Source organism: Exiguobacterium sp. s166 (assembly GCF_018618855.1).
Lineage (GTDB): Bacteria > Bacillota > Bacilli > Exiguobacteriales > Exiguobacteriaceae > Exiguobacterium_A.
In genome coordinates, this window is sequence record NZ_JACSMU010000002.1 from 381,378 (window position 1) to 395,464 (window position 14,087).

Consider the following 14,087-nt stretch of genomic DNA (forward strand, 5'->3'; position numbering starts at 1 on the left):
AATTCTCTACTTTTTAAATAGTTAACCGTGTTAATTTATGAAAAAAAGTTTTAAAATTCACCTTGCATATTATCTGAAAATTCGTATAATTTAGCGTATAGCCATTTTACTACAACACATTAGGAGGAATTTTTCAGATGGATGCCTTTCAATAAGCAGTACAATCAGGAGTCGATTTTGCCAACAACTTATTATGGTCTTATGTTTTAATCGCGGCACTGATCGGAGTCGGCATCTACTTTACGATTCGGACAAAATTCATTCAGTTCCGGTACTTAAAAGAAATGTTCCGTGTCACACTCGATAAAAACGAGAAAACAACGGACGATGAAGGACAAAGCATTACCTCTTTACAGTCCTTCTTCATCGGTGCCGCTACACGAATCGGAACTGGTAACCTCGCCGGTGTTACGATTGCCATTACGCTCGGCGGACCCGGTGCCGTCTTCTGGATGTGGATGGTTGCATTACTCGGAGGCGCAACTGCTTTAATTGAAAGTACGCTTGCTCAAGTCTATAAAGTCCGCGACAGTAAAACGAATGCCTACCGCGGCGGTCCCGCCTACTACATCGAAAAGGGTTTAAAAAACCGTGCGCTCGGTGTTGTCTTCGCCATCTTAATCGCCGTCACGTTCGGCTTAATCTTCAATTCCGTTCAATCGAACACGATTGCGGCCGCATTTGATAATGCCTTTGGTATCAATAAAGCTGTCGTCGGCGGTGTACTCGTTGTCTTGACAGGACTGGTCATCTTCGGTGGTGTTCACCGGGTAGCGAAGTTCTCAGCCATCGTCGTCCCTGTCATGGCCGGTCTTTACCTGATTGCTGCTCTGTTCGTCGTCGTCACGAACCTGACGGAACTTCCCGGCGTCTTCGCTATGATCTTCAAGAGCGCTTTCGGCATCGAGCAAGCTTTCGGCGGATCGGTCGGAGCTGCGATTTCGCTTGGTGTCAAACGGGGTCTGTTCTCAAACGAAGCCGGTATGGGTTCTGCACCGAACGCTGCCGCGGCGGCCGAAGTTTCTCACCCGGCCAAACAAGGATTCCTGCAAACACTTGGTGTTTTCCTTGATACGTTGATCGTTTGTACAGCAACAGCTGCTATCGTCTTGTTGAGTGACAGCTATGCTTCGGGTAACGGCGAAGGAATCGCGATGTTACAGAACGCATTAGGTGAACAACTGGATGCCGTCGCTCCTGCCTTCATCGCAATCTGTGTCTTCTTGTTCGCTTTCAGTTCAATCGTCGGCAGTTACTACTACGGTGAAACAAACATCGAATTCATTAAAAACAGTCCGGCTGCTGTCTTCGGATTCCGGATTGCGACAATGGCCTTTGTTTTCATCGGTTCCGTCCTCAGTCTGGGAATGGTTTGGAGCTTCGCTGACCTCTTCATGGCAGGTATGACGTTGATCAACTTGACGGCCATCTCACTCTTAGGCGGTATCGCCCTAAAAGTCATCAACGATTACCAGGAACAACGGAAAAAAGGGCTCGATCCGGTCTGCTCGGCGAAAGCACTCGGTATCGAAAATACAGAGTGTTGGGACGAAGAAGAAACCGTTCGTCCGGCAGCAGGAGAAGGATCCCCTCCTCCAATCGCCCGCCGCTAATTTCATGATTGCCTTGGACATGAAGAATCTTCGTGATGTCCAAGGTTTTTTTCTGCCCAGGATTATGTTTATGGAATCTTGGGAAAATAGGAACAGGTAGAATCAAAGGAGGAATCATTTGTGTCAAAAGTCATGCTCATCATCAATCCGTCATCCGGTAAAGAACTTGGAAAGAAACACGCTGAATTTGCGGAAGGAACATTGGCGCAACGGTTTAAGGAAGTCGATGTCCGTTTTACGGAAAAAGAACGCGATGCAACCGAATTTGCCAAACAAGCTGCAGTCGGGCATTATGATGCCGTCGTCGCTATGGGTGGAGATGGAACGGTTAATGAGGTCATCACCGGCATCGCGGAACAAGAACATCGACCGACGCTTGGCATCGTGCCGCTCGGAACGGTCAATGACTTAGCGCGTGCATTAAACATTCCGACAGATCCGCAGGAAGCTATCAGCGTTTTAGAGGATGCCCCTTCCCGCCCCCTTGACATCGGTAAATATGATGATCATTATTTCATGAACGTCATCGCTGTCGGTTTGATTGCAGAAGCGGTCGAAGAAGTGAGTGTCGAACAAAAAACATCACTTGGTTCCGTCGCCTACTTCATCGAAGGACTAAAAGCCTTTAAAGACCACAGTCCCTATCCGATCCAACTGACGGCGAAAGAAAAATCGTTTGATGGTGAAACGCCTCTCCTGATCATTTCCTTGACCAATTCCGTCGGCGGTTTCGAATCGTTTGCGAAAGAAGCCCGTGTCGACGATGGCCTGTTGCATGTCTTCATCGTCAAACAGCTTGGTTTCTTTGATGCCTTACAGGCCTTACCTAAACTTTTGACCGGAAAAATTTCTGACGCTGATCAAGTGGAATATTTTACGACAAAAGAAGTTCATATCGATTCAAAGGAACGTCTCCCGATTAATGCTGACGGCGACACAGCGGGTCATCTTCCCGTTACGGTTCAGGTCTTAAGCCAGCATTTAACTGTTTTCGCACCCGTTTCCAACTAATTCTTTTTACCTATACCCCGTGATGATGTGTCTCTCGCATCGTCACGGGGTATTAATTTTTTTCATAAAAAGGGCTATACATTCTATTTTAGTAAAAATAAATTCAGATAATAAATGAAAAATATCCCATTACAATATATGTTATACAACTATAATCTTGCAATGAAACTGAAATATTTTTGTGTTATTTGCGATGCTATAATCATTCTATCAAGAAAATATTTATACATATTAAATACATATGCTTTGCACCTTACAACTTTGAAAGGGTCTTGTTCCCTTACATAATCGTCCGTCGTCTTTCACACTTTAGGAGGAACTTCTACATGAAACGCATGATTACAACTATGACAATGACAGCACTGATGGTTTCTGGTTTCGCTACAACGGGTATAGAAAAAGTTGAAGCAGCAACAACGTACAAAGTAAAAGTAACTGCAGACGGGTTGCGGGTTCGAACGGGTCCTTCGACTGCTTACAAAGTCGTCGGTAGTGTCAATTCTGGTCAAACCTTCAATTATTTAGGAGTGTCCGGATCTTGGACAAAAATTTCTTACGGCGGCACATCCCGTTACATCTCTTCTACATATGCCAAAAAATACAGTGTTACGACATCTACAAAAGCGTCTAGCGGATTTTCACGACCAGCCAGCGGACGGATTGCCCAAGGGTATGGTGCCGCTAGCGGTACTTACGGTTACACGTTCCATAACGGGATTGATATCGCTGCCCCAACGGGTACACCGGTTTATGCTTCTGCTGCCGGTACAGTCATCACTTCCCGGTATTACGGCGCTTACGGTAACCACATCATGATGAAGCATACCGTCAATGGAATTTCCTATACGACGGTATATGCACACTTAAGCAGTCGAGCTGTTTCTGTTGGACAAACTGTTGCCAAGGGTTCACGCATCGGTAATATCGGCAACACCGGCAACTCATTCGGCTCACACCTTCATTTCGAAATGCACCGTGGAAACTATGTTTACAGCGCTTCTTCTGCAGCAAACAGCGTCAACCCGCTGAACTATTTTAATTAAGACCTGATCTCCTCTCACGCGAATGTTTGTCTTCGCGTGAGTTTTTTTTGTCGTTCGTTCGAGATGAAATCCTTTGCAAAGAATGATACGGTTATAGGACAAACTTTCCGTAAAGGAGGATTTCCCTTGAAGAATACGCTCCCGCTTCTGCTTTCGACAAGCTTCGTACTGACCATCCTTGCCGGTTGCCAAGATCAACCGACACCTGAAGAACGATTAGATGCCTATATCAAATTATGGGGAAAACAAGATTACGATAAAATGTATGCTGATTATGCCAGCAAGGAAACTCAAAAAACATACGGTAAAAAAGAGTTTGTCGATCGGACAAAAAAATTAGCTGATTCTCTTGCCATTGAAAAGATCTCTGTCGAACGAATGAAAACTACAGAAAACGAAGAGAAGGAACAGACAAGTTTACCGGTGAAAATCTCTTTTGAGACACTGGCCGGACCGGTTTCCTATAAAAAGGACATCCCGTTAACGTTCGAGAAACAACAAGATACGGAAAACTGGTACATTGACTGGAATTCTTCGTTTGTTTTAAAGGATTTCAAGAAAGAGGATCAAGTCCAGTTGACGACGCTCGATGCCAAACGTGGTGATTTACTTGATGTCAAAAATCAGCCTCTCGCCACGACAGGCACCGGTTACCAAGTCGGTGCCGTTGCAGGTAAAGTCAAAGATCTTACTGCGCTTGCCAAACTGCTCGACCGTCCTGTCTCTGCAATCGAAGATGCACTCGGCGCCAGTTGGGTCAAGGACGGACAATTCGTTCCGCTGAAGACGTATACAGCAAACGACAAATCAAAAATCGACCGCCTCGAGCAACTCGACGGTATCAGCGTCAAGGAAACGGAAGTCCGGACATATCCGTTCGGGAAAGCGACTTCCCATTTGATCGGCTATACCGGTTCCGCAACAGCGGATGACATCAAACAATCAAAACAAACGATCCAAGCAGGCGAACAAGTCGGAAAACGCGGTCTCGAGCAGGTACTCGACGAAACATTACGCGGGAAGTCCGGTGCCCAAATCAACATCGTTAAGCCGGATAAAACAACGGTTACCGTCGCCGAGACGGAAGCAAAGGATGGACAGGATATCGAGCTGACGATCGACGGGAAGTTACAACAAACGACCTATGCGACGATGAACGATGATCCGGGGACTGCGACCGCGATTGATCCCCGGACCGGTGAGACCCGTGTCCTGCTAAGTTCTCCCGGATTCGATCCGTCGGAATTTACAACGGGTATTTCACAGGCCCGTCTCGATACGTTGACGAACGATCCCGATCAACCGCTGTTAAACCGGTTTACGAGTGCCTTTGCTCCCGGCTCGACCCAAAAACCGTTGACGGCAGCGGTCGGCTTAAAAAGTCAAACGCTCGATCCGGAAAAAGCGTATACGATTGACGGGTTAAAGACAAAAGTCGACGGGTTCAACGTCACACGGATTCACGAGACACCGGATCCGGTCAATCTCCATAATGCCTTGGTCTACTCGGATAATATCTACTTCGCCAAATCAACACTCGAACAAATCGGAACCAAAACGTTTACTTCCGGTCTTGAAGCACTCGGGTACGGAGAAAAAATTCCCTTCACTTATCCGATGCGGGCATCACAAATTTCAAACGACGGTTCGATTGCTTCCGACGGTCAGCTGATGGATACATCTTACGGACAAGGACAGATGCTGACAAACATCCTGCACCTTGCTTCGATGTACGAAATCTTCCTGACAGACGGGACAATTTATCGACCGACGTTGCTGGCCGAAGAAAAAACGAAGCAGGTTTGGAAAAAAGACGTGCTCGACGCAAAAGATGCTGCAATGATCCGCGACGATCTGTATGATGTCGTTCATGCGGGCTACTCCTTACCGGCTGATATTCCTGAAATTAAAGTTGCCGGCAAAACCGGCACAGCTGAACTAAAGAAGTCCGGTGAAGAAAACGGTCAGGAAAACGGCTTTTTCGTCGGCTATGATAATGACAAGAAAGATTTGCTCGTTGCGATCATGATTGAATCGGTCGAGAAGGAAGACCGGGGCAGCCCGTATGTATCGGGTCTTGTCGCAGACGTTTTAAAAAGTCATGCCAACAAATGAAAAGTGATACTACAGCAAACGAGGGTGCCGGAATGAAATCCGGTACCCTCGTTTTGTCATGCTCCTATTTTTACACCGTCACGTCCGGCAGGCGGGCTGCCATCAATTGTTCAATTGCCGTTTCATCCCCTTGCTGCAACAATTCGACGATTTTACTGCCAACGATGACACCAGCGACACTTGTACTGAGCTGACGGACGTGTTCCGGTGTACTGATCCCGAAGCCAGCCATGACCGGAACCGGACTCAGTTGCGCCACTTTCGCCAAATGCTGTTCAAGTGAATCCCCGAAGTTGGTTTGTCCCCCTGTCGTCCCGTTAACGGTCACGGCGTAAAGGAACCCTTCGCTGCGCGTCGCAAGTTTTTCAATTCGTTCAATCGGACTTGTCAGCGAGACCAGTTGAACGAGTGCGATGTCTGTTTTATTGCGTCCGGCAAAAAACTGATCGCTTTGTTCGAGTGGCAGATCGGGAATGATCAACCCGTCGACACCGACTTCACGGCACGTCGATAAAAAGGAATCAATACCGAAGCGGAAGATTGGATTCAAGTACGTCATGACGACGATTGGCACGCTAGTTGACTGACGCGCAATCCGGATCGCTTCAAGGACATCCTTCAAACTGATTTTCTCTGCCAGTGCCCGTAGTCCTGCTTCCTGAATGACCGGACCATCGGCAACCGGATCGGAAAACGGCACCCCGACTTCAATCGCCGTCGCACCGGATCGTTCAAGAAACGCTAAAATATCCGGCAGACGATCGATGCCTCCGTCTCCTCCCATGACATACGGGATAAACGCTTTTTCACCACGTGCATTAACTGTTCGGATTGCTTCTTCTAATCGCATCATGCTTCCCCCTTCAAGGCATTTCTGACGGTCATGACATCTTTATCGCCGCGTCCTGAAAGACAGATGACGACAACTTCTTCCGGTTGCATCCCTTTTGCGAGTTCCGTCGCCTGTGCGACGGCATGAGCCGACTCCAGTGCCGGAATGATGCCTTCTTTTTGACAGAGCAGTTGCAAGGCATCGAGTGCCTGTTGATCCGTTACTGCTTCGTACTGAACACGGCCGATGTCTTTTAGCAGGCTGTGTTCCGGTCCGACTCCCGGATAGTCCAGTCCGGCTGAAATCGAGTGCGCTTCCATGACTTGACCATGCTCATCCTGTAAGAGATACATCATTGAACCGTGCAGGACACCGACCTCACCTTTAGACATCGTGGCAGCATGTTTCTCCGTCTCGAGTCCGTTTCCGGCTGCTTCGATGCCGTACAATGCGACTTCTTCATCGTCGATAAACGGATGGAACATGCCAATTGCGTTGCTTCCGCCTCCGACACAGGCAACGATGGCTTCCGGTAACTTGCCTTCTTTTTCAAGGATCTGCGCCCGTGTTTCCTTACCGATGATCGCTTGGAAATCACGGACGATTTCCGGGAACGGGTGGGGGCCGAGGACCGATCCCATCAAGTAATGCGTATCGTCGACGTGTTTGACCCAGTAACGTAACGCTTCATTGACAGCATCTTTTAACGTCCGGCTTCCTTGCGTTACCGAAACGACTTTCGCGCCGAGCAACTCCATCCGGAAGACGTTTAATTCCTGGCGCCGGATGTCTTCTTCTCCCATAAAGATGACGCATTCGAGATCAAGTAGCGCACAGACGGTCGCCGTCGCGACACCGTGTTGTCCGGCACCGGTCTCGGCAACAATTTTCCGTTTTCCCATCCGTTCGGCGAGTAGTGCTTGCCCAATCGTATTGTTGATTTTATGGGCACCGGTATGGTTCAAATCTTCGCGTTTCAAGTAGATTTTTGCGCCGCCGATCGCCCGCGTCAAATGTTCCGCGTAATAAAGCGGTGTTTTTCGTCCGACATAATTTTCGAGTAAATCATTCATCCGTTCATGAAACGCCGGATCTTCTTTCACTTCGGCATAGGCTTGTTCGAGCTCAAGAACGGCTTGCATCAACGTTTCCGGAATGTAACGTCCTCCGTAGATTCCGTATTGTCCCAGTGCATCAGGTTGTGAATAACGTGTCATTTAAAAGTCTCCTTTACGGCATCATGAAATGCCTGCATTTTTTTCGTATCTTTTTGACCATTCGTTTCAATACCGCTTGAGACATCAACAGCAAACGGCTGATACCGTTCAATCACTTGTCCGACGTTATCTGCCTGCAGACCACCGGCGACGAACATCGGTTGATCGACCCGTAGATCGGTTGTCCAATCAAAGGTTTGACCGCTTCCCGCTTCCGGTGCATCAAATAACACATAATCGGCGTCCAGATGAACCGTAATCTGTGTTCCGGCTGCGAGCGCCTGAATGACCGGCACCCGCTTCTCCCGGTACAGCTCATCCGGGACCTGCCCGTGAAGCTGAATCAAATCCAATCCGACCTGCTCAATCGCTTCCTCGACTTCCTGTTTCGTCGGAGAGACGAAGACACCGACGACCTGGACCGTCTCCGGAATTTCTGCCCGAAGCCGTGCTGCTTCCGTCAATGTGACCTGCCGCTTGCTCGGAGCAAAGACGAATCCGATGTAGTCGGCCCGTTCGATGGCGAAATGGACGTCTTCTTGCCGCTTCAGCCCACAGAACTTAATACGTGTCATGTTTCACTCCGTTGACGGCTTGAATGAAGGTTGCCGGATCTTCCGCCCGCATTAACGTTTCCCCGATTAAAATTCCGTCTGCACCTGCCGCGTGAAGCATCTGCGCTTCAGCAACGGTCTTGATGCCGCTCTCACTGATATAGCGGACATCCGTTGATTTCGTTTTGAGTAACTCGATTGACGTGTCGAGACTGACTTCGAATTTCTTCAGGTTCCGGTTGTTGATGCCGATGATTTTCGCCTGCAACCGTTCCGCCCGTTCCAGCTCCGCCGCATCGTGCACTTCGACCAATACTTCGAGGCCACTCGCATAAGCATAGGCGTATAGATCGTGTAAGGTTTCGTCGTCAAGCGCCGCAACGATCAACAGAATCAAACTGGCACCATGCGCTTTCGCGAGATCAATCTGGATCCGGTCGATCATAAAGTCCTTACACAGCACCGGAACGTTGACTGCTTTCGTGACGGCCGCTAAATCTTCCATGCTTCCTTTAAAATACGTTTGATCGGTCAAGACCGAGATGACCGTTGCTCCACTTGCCGCATACCGTTTCGCCTGTTCAACAGGATCGACATGCAATGAAATGTCACCCTTTGACGGTGAAGCCCGTTTGATTTCGGCGATGACGGATAAATCCGTCCCTCCAAGTGATTGATGAATCGACTGGTTGAGCTTCCGGGGTTCCGCCGCTCTGACCCCGTCGATTTTCAGACGGGCGACTTCCTGTCGTTTCGTCTCGATGATGCGGTCTAATATATTCATCCGATTGCCTCCTGTTGTTTCATCCGTTGTAAATAATGTAATTTTTCCAGTGCCCGACCGGAATCGATGCTTTCCGCCGACCGTTCGATTCCTTCGCGAATCGTCTCGACCCGCCCTTCCGCAAACAAAGCGATTCCGGCATTGAGTAAGACGGTATCCCGGTATGGACCCGCTTCCCCGCGGAGGACCCGCAAAAGGATTTCCGCATTTTCTGCAGCCGTACCGCCACGGATGGCTTCGAGTGGCGCGACCGCCAGTCCAACTTCTTCCGGGTGAAGACTGAACCGGATCAACTCGCCTTGATCGAGCAGCACCAATTGATTTGTTCCTGCGAGTGATGCTTCATCCATCCCACACGCTCCGTGTAAGACGATGGCACGTTTTCGTCCAAGCCGATGTAAGGTCAAGGCCATCGTCTCAAGCAAATCTTCCCGGTAAATTCCGAGTAACTGTGTTTTTAATGGTACCGGATTCGTTAGCGGTCCAATCAGATTAAAGATTGTCGGAATCCGTAAATCGCGGCGGACTTTCATGATCTGTTTGACACGCGGGTGCATCCGTTGGGCGAACAGAAACGCAATCCCGTTTGCTTCAAGCAACTTCGCAATGTCTTCTGCCGTCACATCGAGCGGGACACCGAGTGCTTCGAGTACATCGGCACTGCCCGTCTTGCTTGAGACACTCCGGTTTCCGTGTTTTGCTACTTTGGCTCCGGCACCGGCCAAAACAAATGCCGCTGTCGTACTGATGTTAAAGGATTGGGAACCGTCGCCGCCTGTTCCGCAGTTATCGATAAAATCCGTTCCCGTCACCGGAATGTCGAGTGCGACTTCCCGCATGATGGAAGCAAGACCGGCCAGTTCTTCCGCCGTTTCACCTTTGGCTTTCAGTGCAACAAGAAAAGCTGCAATTTCACTGTCTGTGACATCTGCCGCAAATAAGGCGCGGGCCGCCTGTTGCATTTCATCAAAGCGGAGATGATTGGCATTCGTCAATTTCGTCAATACGTCCTTCATTCCTGTCACTCCTTCGTCAGTTCGATAAATCGTTGAATCATTTGTTGTCCAAACGGGGTTCCGATCGATTCCGGGTGAAACTGAATCCCGTATGTCGGATGTGTGTGGTGTTCGAGTGCCATGATTGTTCCGTCATCGGTCACGGCGGTCACTTCCAGTACTTCCGATAAGCTCGTCCGCTCGACGATCAAGGAATGGTAACGCATGACGTCGAGTTGTTCCGGAAGACCGGTAAACAATCGTCCGGTTTGCCGGATTGTTGATGTCTTTCCGTGCCGGATCTCATCCGCTTCGATGACACGGCCGCCAAATGCTTGACCGATTGCCTGGTGTCCGAGACAGACACCGAGTATCGGGATCTTTCCGGAGTATGTCTCAATCACGTCGAGGCAAATACCGGCATCACTCGGATAACCCGGTCCCGGCGATAAGATGATTCCAGCCGGATTCAAGTCGGCAATCGCGCTCACTTCAATCGCATCATTTCGGATGACTCGGATCTCATCGTAGACGGCTGCATATTGATACAGGTTATAGGTAAAAGAATCATAGTTGTCAATCAGTACAATCATTTCCAGACCTCCAGTAACGACTTCGCTTTATGCAACGTCTCTTCATACTCCAAGGTCGGATCAGAATCATAGACTATACCCGCTCCGGCCTGAACGTACGCTTTTCCGTGTTGGATGACCATTGTCCGGATGGCGAGCGCAAAATCAAGATTTCCGCTGACATCAAAATACCCGACCGCTCCGGCATAGACTTCCCGTTTTTTTGTCTCATATTGATTGATCAACTGCATCGCCCGAATCTTCGGGGCTCCCGAGACGGTACCTGCCGGCAGACAGGAAATCAATGCGTCCGCTCCTGTACGTCCTTCCGCAAGTCTTCCTTCGACGACGGAAACGAGATGCATGACATTTTTGAACCGTTCGATTTCCATTTCCCGCGAGACATGGATGGTACCGACCTGGCAGACTTGACCAAGATCATTTCGTCCTAAGTCAACGAGCATCCGGTGTTCAGCCTGTTCTTTCTCGTCGTTCAATAAATCATGCGCCAGTTGCGTGTCTTCCTGTTTCGTTTTTCCGCGGGGCCGTGTCCCGGCAATCGGATTTGTCGTGACATGACGACCTTTGACCTGGACCAGACTTTCCGGTGATGCACCAAGGACGATGACTTCTCCTAAATCAATGTAAAAGAGATACGGGCTCGGATTGTCCTGGCGCAGCTTCCGGTAAAAGTGGAACGGGTCGCCGGCGAATGTCGCATCGAGCCGTTGCGACAGGACCAGTTGGAACACATCTCCCTGACGAATATGTTGTTTCGCCTGTTCGACGAGTGATATAAAAGTTTCTTTTTCAATCTGCGGTTGATAGACGATGTTTTCAAGCGGGCGCTCGATCCGGGTCTGCTGACCGGTTTGTTCCAGTAAGGTTTTGCGGAGCTTCAGTTTCTGAATCATCTCCTGCCGGTCCGTCAGTCCACCGAGTGACGTATGAATTAAATGCACCCGGTGTTCCAGGTGGTCATATAAAATAATTTCGTCATAGACGGCAAGCAAGGCGTCCGGCAAATTGCGGTCACTGTCCGGTACCGCTCCGATGTTCTCATACGCCCGAATCGCATCATAGCCGACATAGCCGATTGCGCCGCTTAAGAACGGAAAGTCGGCATCGGTCGTCCCCCGTGTCACAGACTGTTGCAACAGCCGGACCGGATTCCCTGTCATCGTCACGGTTTCTTCCGTCTGAAGATGGTGCCGCGTCACTTGATTGCCTTCCGCCCGAAGCAATTCGACCGGATTGACGCCGATGATCGAGTAACGACCGTTACTGCCGCTCGCTGAGCTTTCAAGCAGACATTTCCGGTCTCCTTCCAGATTTAAAAAGATGGAGATTGGCGTCAATTCATCGCCGTTCATTTCGATTTGCTCGATTATCAATTGTTCTGTCTCGATCATCCTGTTCGCCTCCTGATATAAAAAAAGTCCTCCATACAGCAAATGCCGTATGGAGGACGATAGACTCGCGGTGCCACCTCACAATTGGAACGATACACGTTCCCACTCTTCCGATGCGTCTTGACGAGACATCGTAGCCTAAGATAACGGGGGCTTCCGTCACGACCTACTTACCGTTCAGTCATGCTCTCATGAGACCATTCATCAGACATCGCTGTACGGAAGTTCCACCTCTCTCCCGCTCTCTGGAACAACGATTTGTCTGACTACTTAACTCATTCATCGATTTACTTATTCACTTAAATACGAAAAGGGTTTCCCCATCCATTCATGTTAAACATGAAGGACGGGAAAACCCGCGGTACCACCTTCGTTGACTAGTACTAGTCCCCTCGAACGAACCGGTCACCCTGATTCGTCGTCCTTGATAACGGAAGGTACCCGTCAGAGCCTACTGTAAGTTCGGTCTGATGCTCAGAAGCCCATTCACCTGTTTCCCGATACTGATTCGCACCACCCATCAGCTCTCTTCAATCGTTTCATAGGTTACTTTTCTTCGTCATTGCGTCTATGTTCTTTAATTGTCCTTCATGTTACGTGGGAAACCGTTTTCTGTCAATAGATTTGTCTTAATCAATATAAAGACAGTTGATTCGGGTCGATTGACTCGAGTGCGTGTTTGACCGTCTGCAGGAACTGACCGGCAACGAGTCCGTCGAGTACCCGGTGGTCAATCGACATACAAAGGTTGACCATATCGCGTGCTGCGAACATGCCGTTCACCCAAACCGGACGTTTGACGATTGATTCGACCGACAAAATCGCCGCTTGCGGGAAGTTCAGAATCGGTGCTGACTGAATCGAACCAAATGATCCGGTATTGTTAACCGTAAACGTTCCGCCCTGCATCTCGCTTGACGACAGTCGTCCGGATTGCGCCCGTTTGCCGAAATCATCGATTGCCCGCGCCAGTCCTTTAATGCTGAGTTCATCCGCATTTTTGACGACCGGTACGAACAAGGCTTCTTGCGTCGCGACCGCGAGGGACAAGTTGATTGCTTTTTTCTGGATGATCTTGTCGCCCGCCCACGTCGAGTTCATGATTGGATGTTTCTTTAATCCTTCAACGGTTGCTTTCATGAAGAACGGGAGGAATGTCAATTTGACCCCTTCTTGTTTAAAGAATGCCTCTTTGTGACGATTCCGGGCTTCGACCAGGTTCGTCACGTCAACTTCAATCATCAACCAGGCATGCGGTGCTTCCTGTTTTGAGCGGACCATGTTCGTTGCGATTGCTTGGCGGACACCGGCCGTCGGAATTTCGATGTCTCCGGCTTCTGTCGTGCTCGTCATCGGTTTAGCCGCTTGCGGTCGCACTGCTTGCGGTTGTTCATGTCGTTCCGGTTGTGCTTCCGGTTTTGGTGCCGGCACCGACTCAATCGTCGGCGCTTCGACCGTATCCGGTTGCGCGATTTGTCCGGTTTCGACGATTTTGAGCAGGTCTTTCCGGGTAATCCGACCACCTGCCCCCGTTCCCGAAACCTGCTCCAAATCAATCCCGTGCTCGGCAGACAATTTAAGAACGGCCGGTGAATAACGTTTCTTCATCGATTGATCACTTGAGACCGGTGTTTCTTCGATTGCTGGAACGGCTTCTTCCGTTGCTGCGACTTCTGTTGATCCGCCGCTGACCTGCAAGGTTATGATCGCTTCCCCAACTTGCAACGTGTCCCCTTCTTCTGCCAACAGTTGATCGATGACACCGTCGAAGGACGATGGGACTTCTGCTGTCACTTTATCGGTGATGACTTCCGCGATCGGATCATACTTCTTGACTGTATCACCCGGTTTGACGAGCCAAAGGGAAATCGTCCCTTCCGTTACACTCTCACCAAGTTGTGGCATCGTTAATGTTTCAGTTTTCATTGACGTTTCCCCC

Annotated in this window: 11 protein-coding genes, 1 pseudogene and 2 other annotated features; of the genes and pseudogenes, 4 read left to right on the forward strand and 8 right to left on the reverse strand. The window is 49.4% G+C overall.

The window, feature by feature from the left end:
• Positions 1–158 precede the first annotated feature (158 nt).
• From KNP93_RS06365 to KNP93_RS06380, 4 genes and pseudogenes are all read left to right on the forward strand, one after another.
• Positions 159–1,613 (forward strand): annotated as a pseudogene (locus KNP93_RS06365) (alanine/glycine:cation symporter family protein); the annotation flags it as partial.
• Positions 1,614–1,733: 120 nt separating this feature from the next.
• Positions 1,734–2,624, forward strand: a complete 891-nt coding sequence (locus KNP93_RS06370) for a diacylglycerol/lipid kinase family protein (protein WP_131973168.1) — start codon at positions 1,734–1,736, stop codon at positions 2,622–2,624.
• A 326-nt stretch (positions 2,625–2,950) separates the two neighbouring features.
• A complete protein-coding gene (locus KNP93_RS06375) occupies positions 2,951–3,667 on the forward strand; it encodes a peptidoglycan DD-metalloendopeptidase family protein (RefSeq protein WP_131503109.1) in 717 nt (238 codons plus the stop codon).
• 126 nt (positions 3,668–3,793) lie between these two features.
• Entirely contained in the window at positions 3,794–5,782 is a 1,989-nt protein-coding gene (locus KNP93_RS06380; protein ID WP_214853978.1) for a penicillin-binding transpeptidase domain-containing protein, read from the forward strand.
• Positions 5,783–5,852: 70 nt separating this feature from the next.
• Here KNP93_RS06380 and trpA read toward each other — a convergent pair whose 3' ends face one another.
• From trpA to KNP93_RS06420, 8 genes are all read right to left on the reverse strand, one after another.
• Positions 5,853–6,632, reverse strand: coding sequence for a tryptophan synthase subunit alpha (gene trpA, locus KNP93_RS06385; RefSeq protein ID WP_131973170.1), 780 nt, complete (start codon positions 6,630–6,632; stop codon positions 5,853–5,855).
• The gene (gene trpB / locus KNP93_RS06390; RefSeq protein WP_214853980.1) at positions 6,632–7,831 is read right to left on the reverse strand and encodes a tryptophan synthase subunit beta; all 1,200 of its coding nucleotides are present in this window, start codon (positions 7,829–7,831) and stop codon (positions 6,632–6,634) included. The genes trpA and trpB overlap by 1 nt, the downstream gene beginning before the upstream one ends.
• The gene (locus KNP93_RS06395) at positions 7,828–8,406 is read right to left on the reverse strand and encodes a phosphoribosylanthranilate isomerase (protein WP_214853983.1); all 579 of its coding nucleotides are present in this window, start codon (positions 8,404–8,406) and stop codon (positions 7,828–7,830) included. The genes trpB and KNP93_RS06395 overlap by 4 nt, the downstream gene beginning before the upstream one ends.
• Positions 8,393–9,169 carry an indole-3-glycerol phosphate synthase TrpC gene (trpC, locus tag KNP93_RS06400; protein WP_131503114.1) on the reverse strand — a complete coding sequence of 259 codons (777 nt, stop codon included), beginning with the start codon at positions 9,167–9,169 and terminating at the stop codon, positions 8,393–8,395. Before trpC ends, KNP93_RS06395 begins: the two co-directional genes overlap by 14 nt.
• On the reverse strand, positions 9,166–10,185 hold the full coding sequence (gene trpD, locus KNP93_RS06405; protein WP_131503115.1) for an anthranilate phosphoribosyltransferase: 1,020 nt from the start codon (positions 10,183–10,185) through the stop codon (positions 9,166–9,168). The genes trpC and trpD overlap by 4 nt, the downstream gene beginning before the upstream one ends.
• Positions 10,186–10,190: 5 nt before the next feature.
• On the reverse strand, positions 10,191–10,757 hold the full coding sequence (locus KNP93_RS06410; protein ID WP_214853986.1) for an anthranilate synthase component II: 567 nt from the start codon (positions 10,755–10,757) through the stop codon (positions 10,191–10,193).
• The gene (trpE, locus tag KNP93_RS06415; RefSeq protein WP_214853988.1) at positions 10,754–12,148 is read right to left on the reverse strand and encodes an anthranilate synthase component I; all 1,395 of its coding nucleotides are present in this window, start codon (positions 12,146–12,148) and stop codon (positions 10,754–10,756) included. Before trpE ends, KNP93_RS06410 begins: the two co-directional genes overlap by 4 nt.
• 49 nt (positions 12,149–12,197) lie before the next feature.
• Positions 12,198–12,440 (reverse strand) — a binding site (T-box leader).
• Between the two features lie 47 nt (positions 12,441–12,487).
• Positions 12,488–12,720: a binding site (T-box leader), on the reverse strand.
• Between the two features lie 61 nt (positions 12,721–12,781).
• Complete coding sequence (locus tag KNP93_RS06420; RefSeq protein WP_131973175.1) at positions 12,782–14,074, reverse strand: dihydrolipoamide acetyltransferase family protein; 1,293 nt, start codon at positions 14,072–14,074, stop codon at positions 12,782–12,784.
• Between the last annotated feature and the right edge of the window lie 13 nt (positions 14,075–14,087).

What these genes read in the sequence shown, in the direction of transcription:
- trpE (WP_214853988.1), bottom strand. Translation starts at nt 12,148, where the DNA reads ATGATCGAGACAGAACAATTGATAATCGAGCAAATCGAAATGAACGGC.
- KNP93_RS06420 (WP_131973175.1), bottom strand. Translation starts at nt 14,074, where the DNA reads ATGAAAACTGAAACATTAACGATGCCACAACTTGGTGAGAGTGTAACG.
- KNP93_RS06375 (WP_131503109.1), top strand. Translation starts at nt 2,951, where the DNA reads ATGAAACGCATGATTACAACTATGACAATGACAGCACTGATGGTTTCT.
- KNP93_RS06395 (WP_214853983.1), bottom strand. Translation starts at nt 8,406, where the DNA reads ATGACACGTATTAAGTTCTGTGGGCTGAAGCGGCAAGAAGACGTCCAT.
- trpB (WP_214853980.1), bottom strand. Translation starts at nt 7,831, where the DNA reads ATGACACGTTATTCACAACCTGATGCACTGGGACAATACGGAATCTAC.
- trpD (WP_131503115.1), bottom strand. Translation starts at nt 10,185, where the DNA reads ATGAAGGACGTATTGACGAAATTGACGAATGCCAATCATCTCCGCTTT.
- trpC (WP_131503114.1), bottom strand. Translation starts at nt 9,169, where the DNA reads ATGAATATATTAGACCGCATCATCGAGACGAAACGACAGGAAGTCGCC.
- KNP93_RS06410 (WP_214853986.1), bottom strand. Translation starts at nt 10,757, where the DNA reads ATGATTGTACTGATTGACAACTATGATTCTTTTACCTATAACCTGTAT.
- trpA (WP_131973170.1), bottom strand. Translation starts at nt 6,632, where the DNA reads ATGCGATTAGAAGAAGCAATCCGAACAGTTAATGCACGTGGTGAAAAA.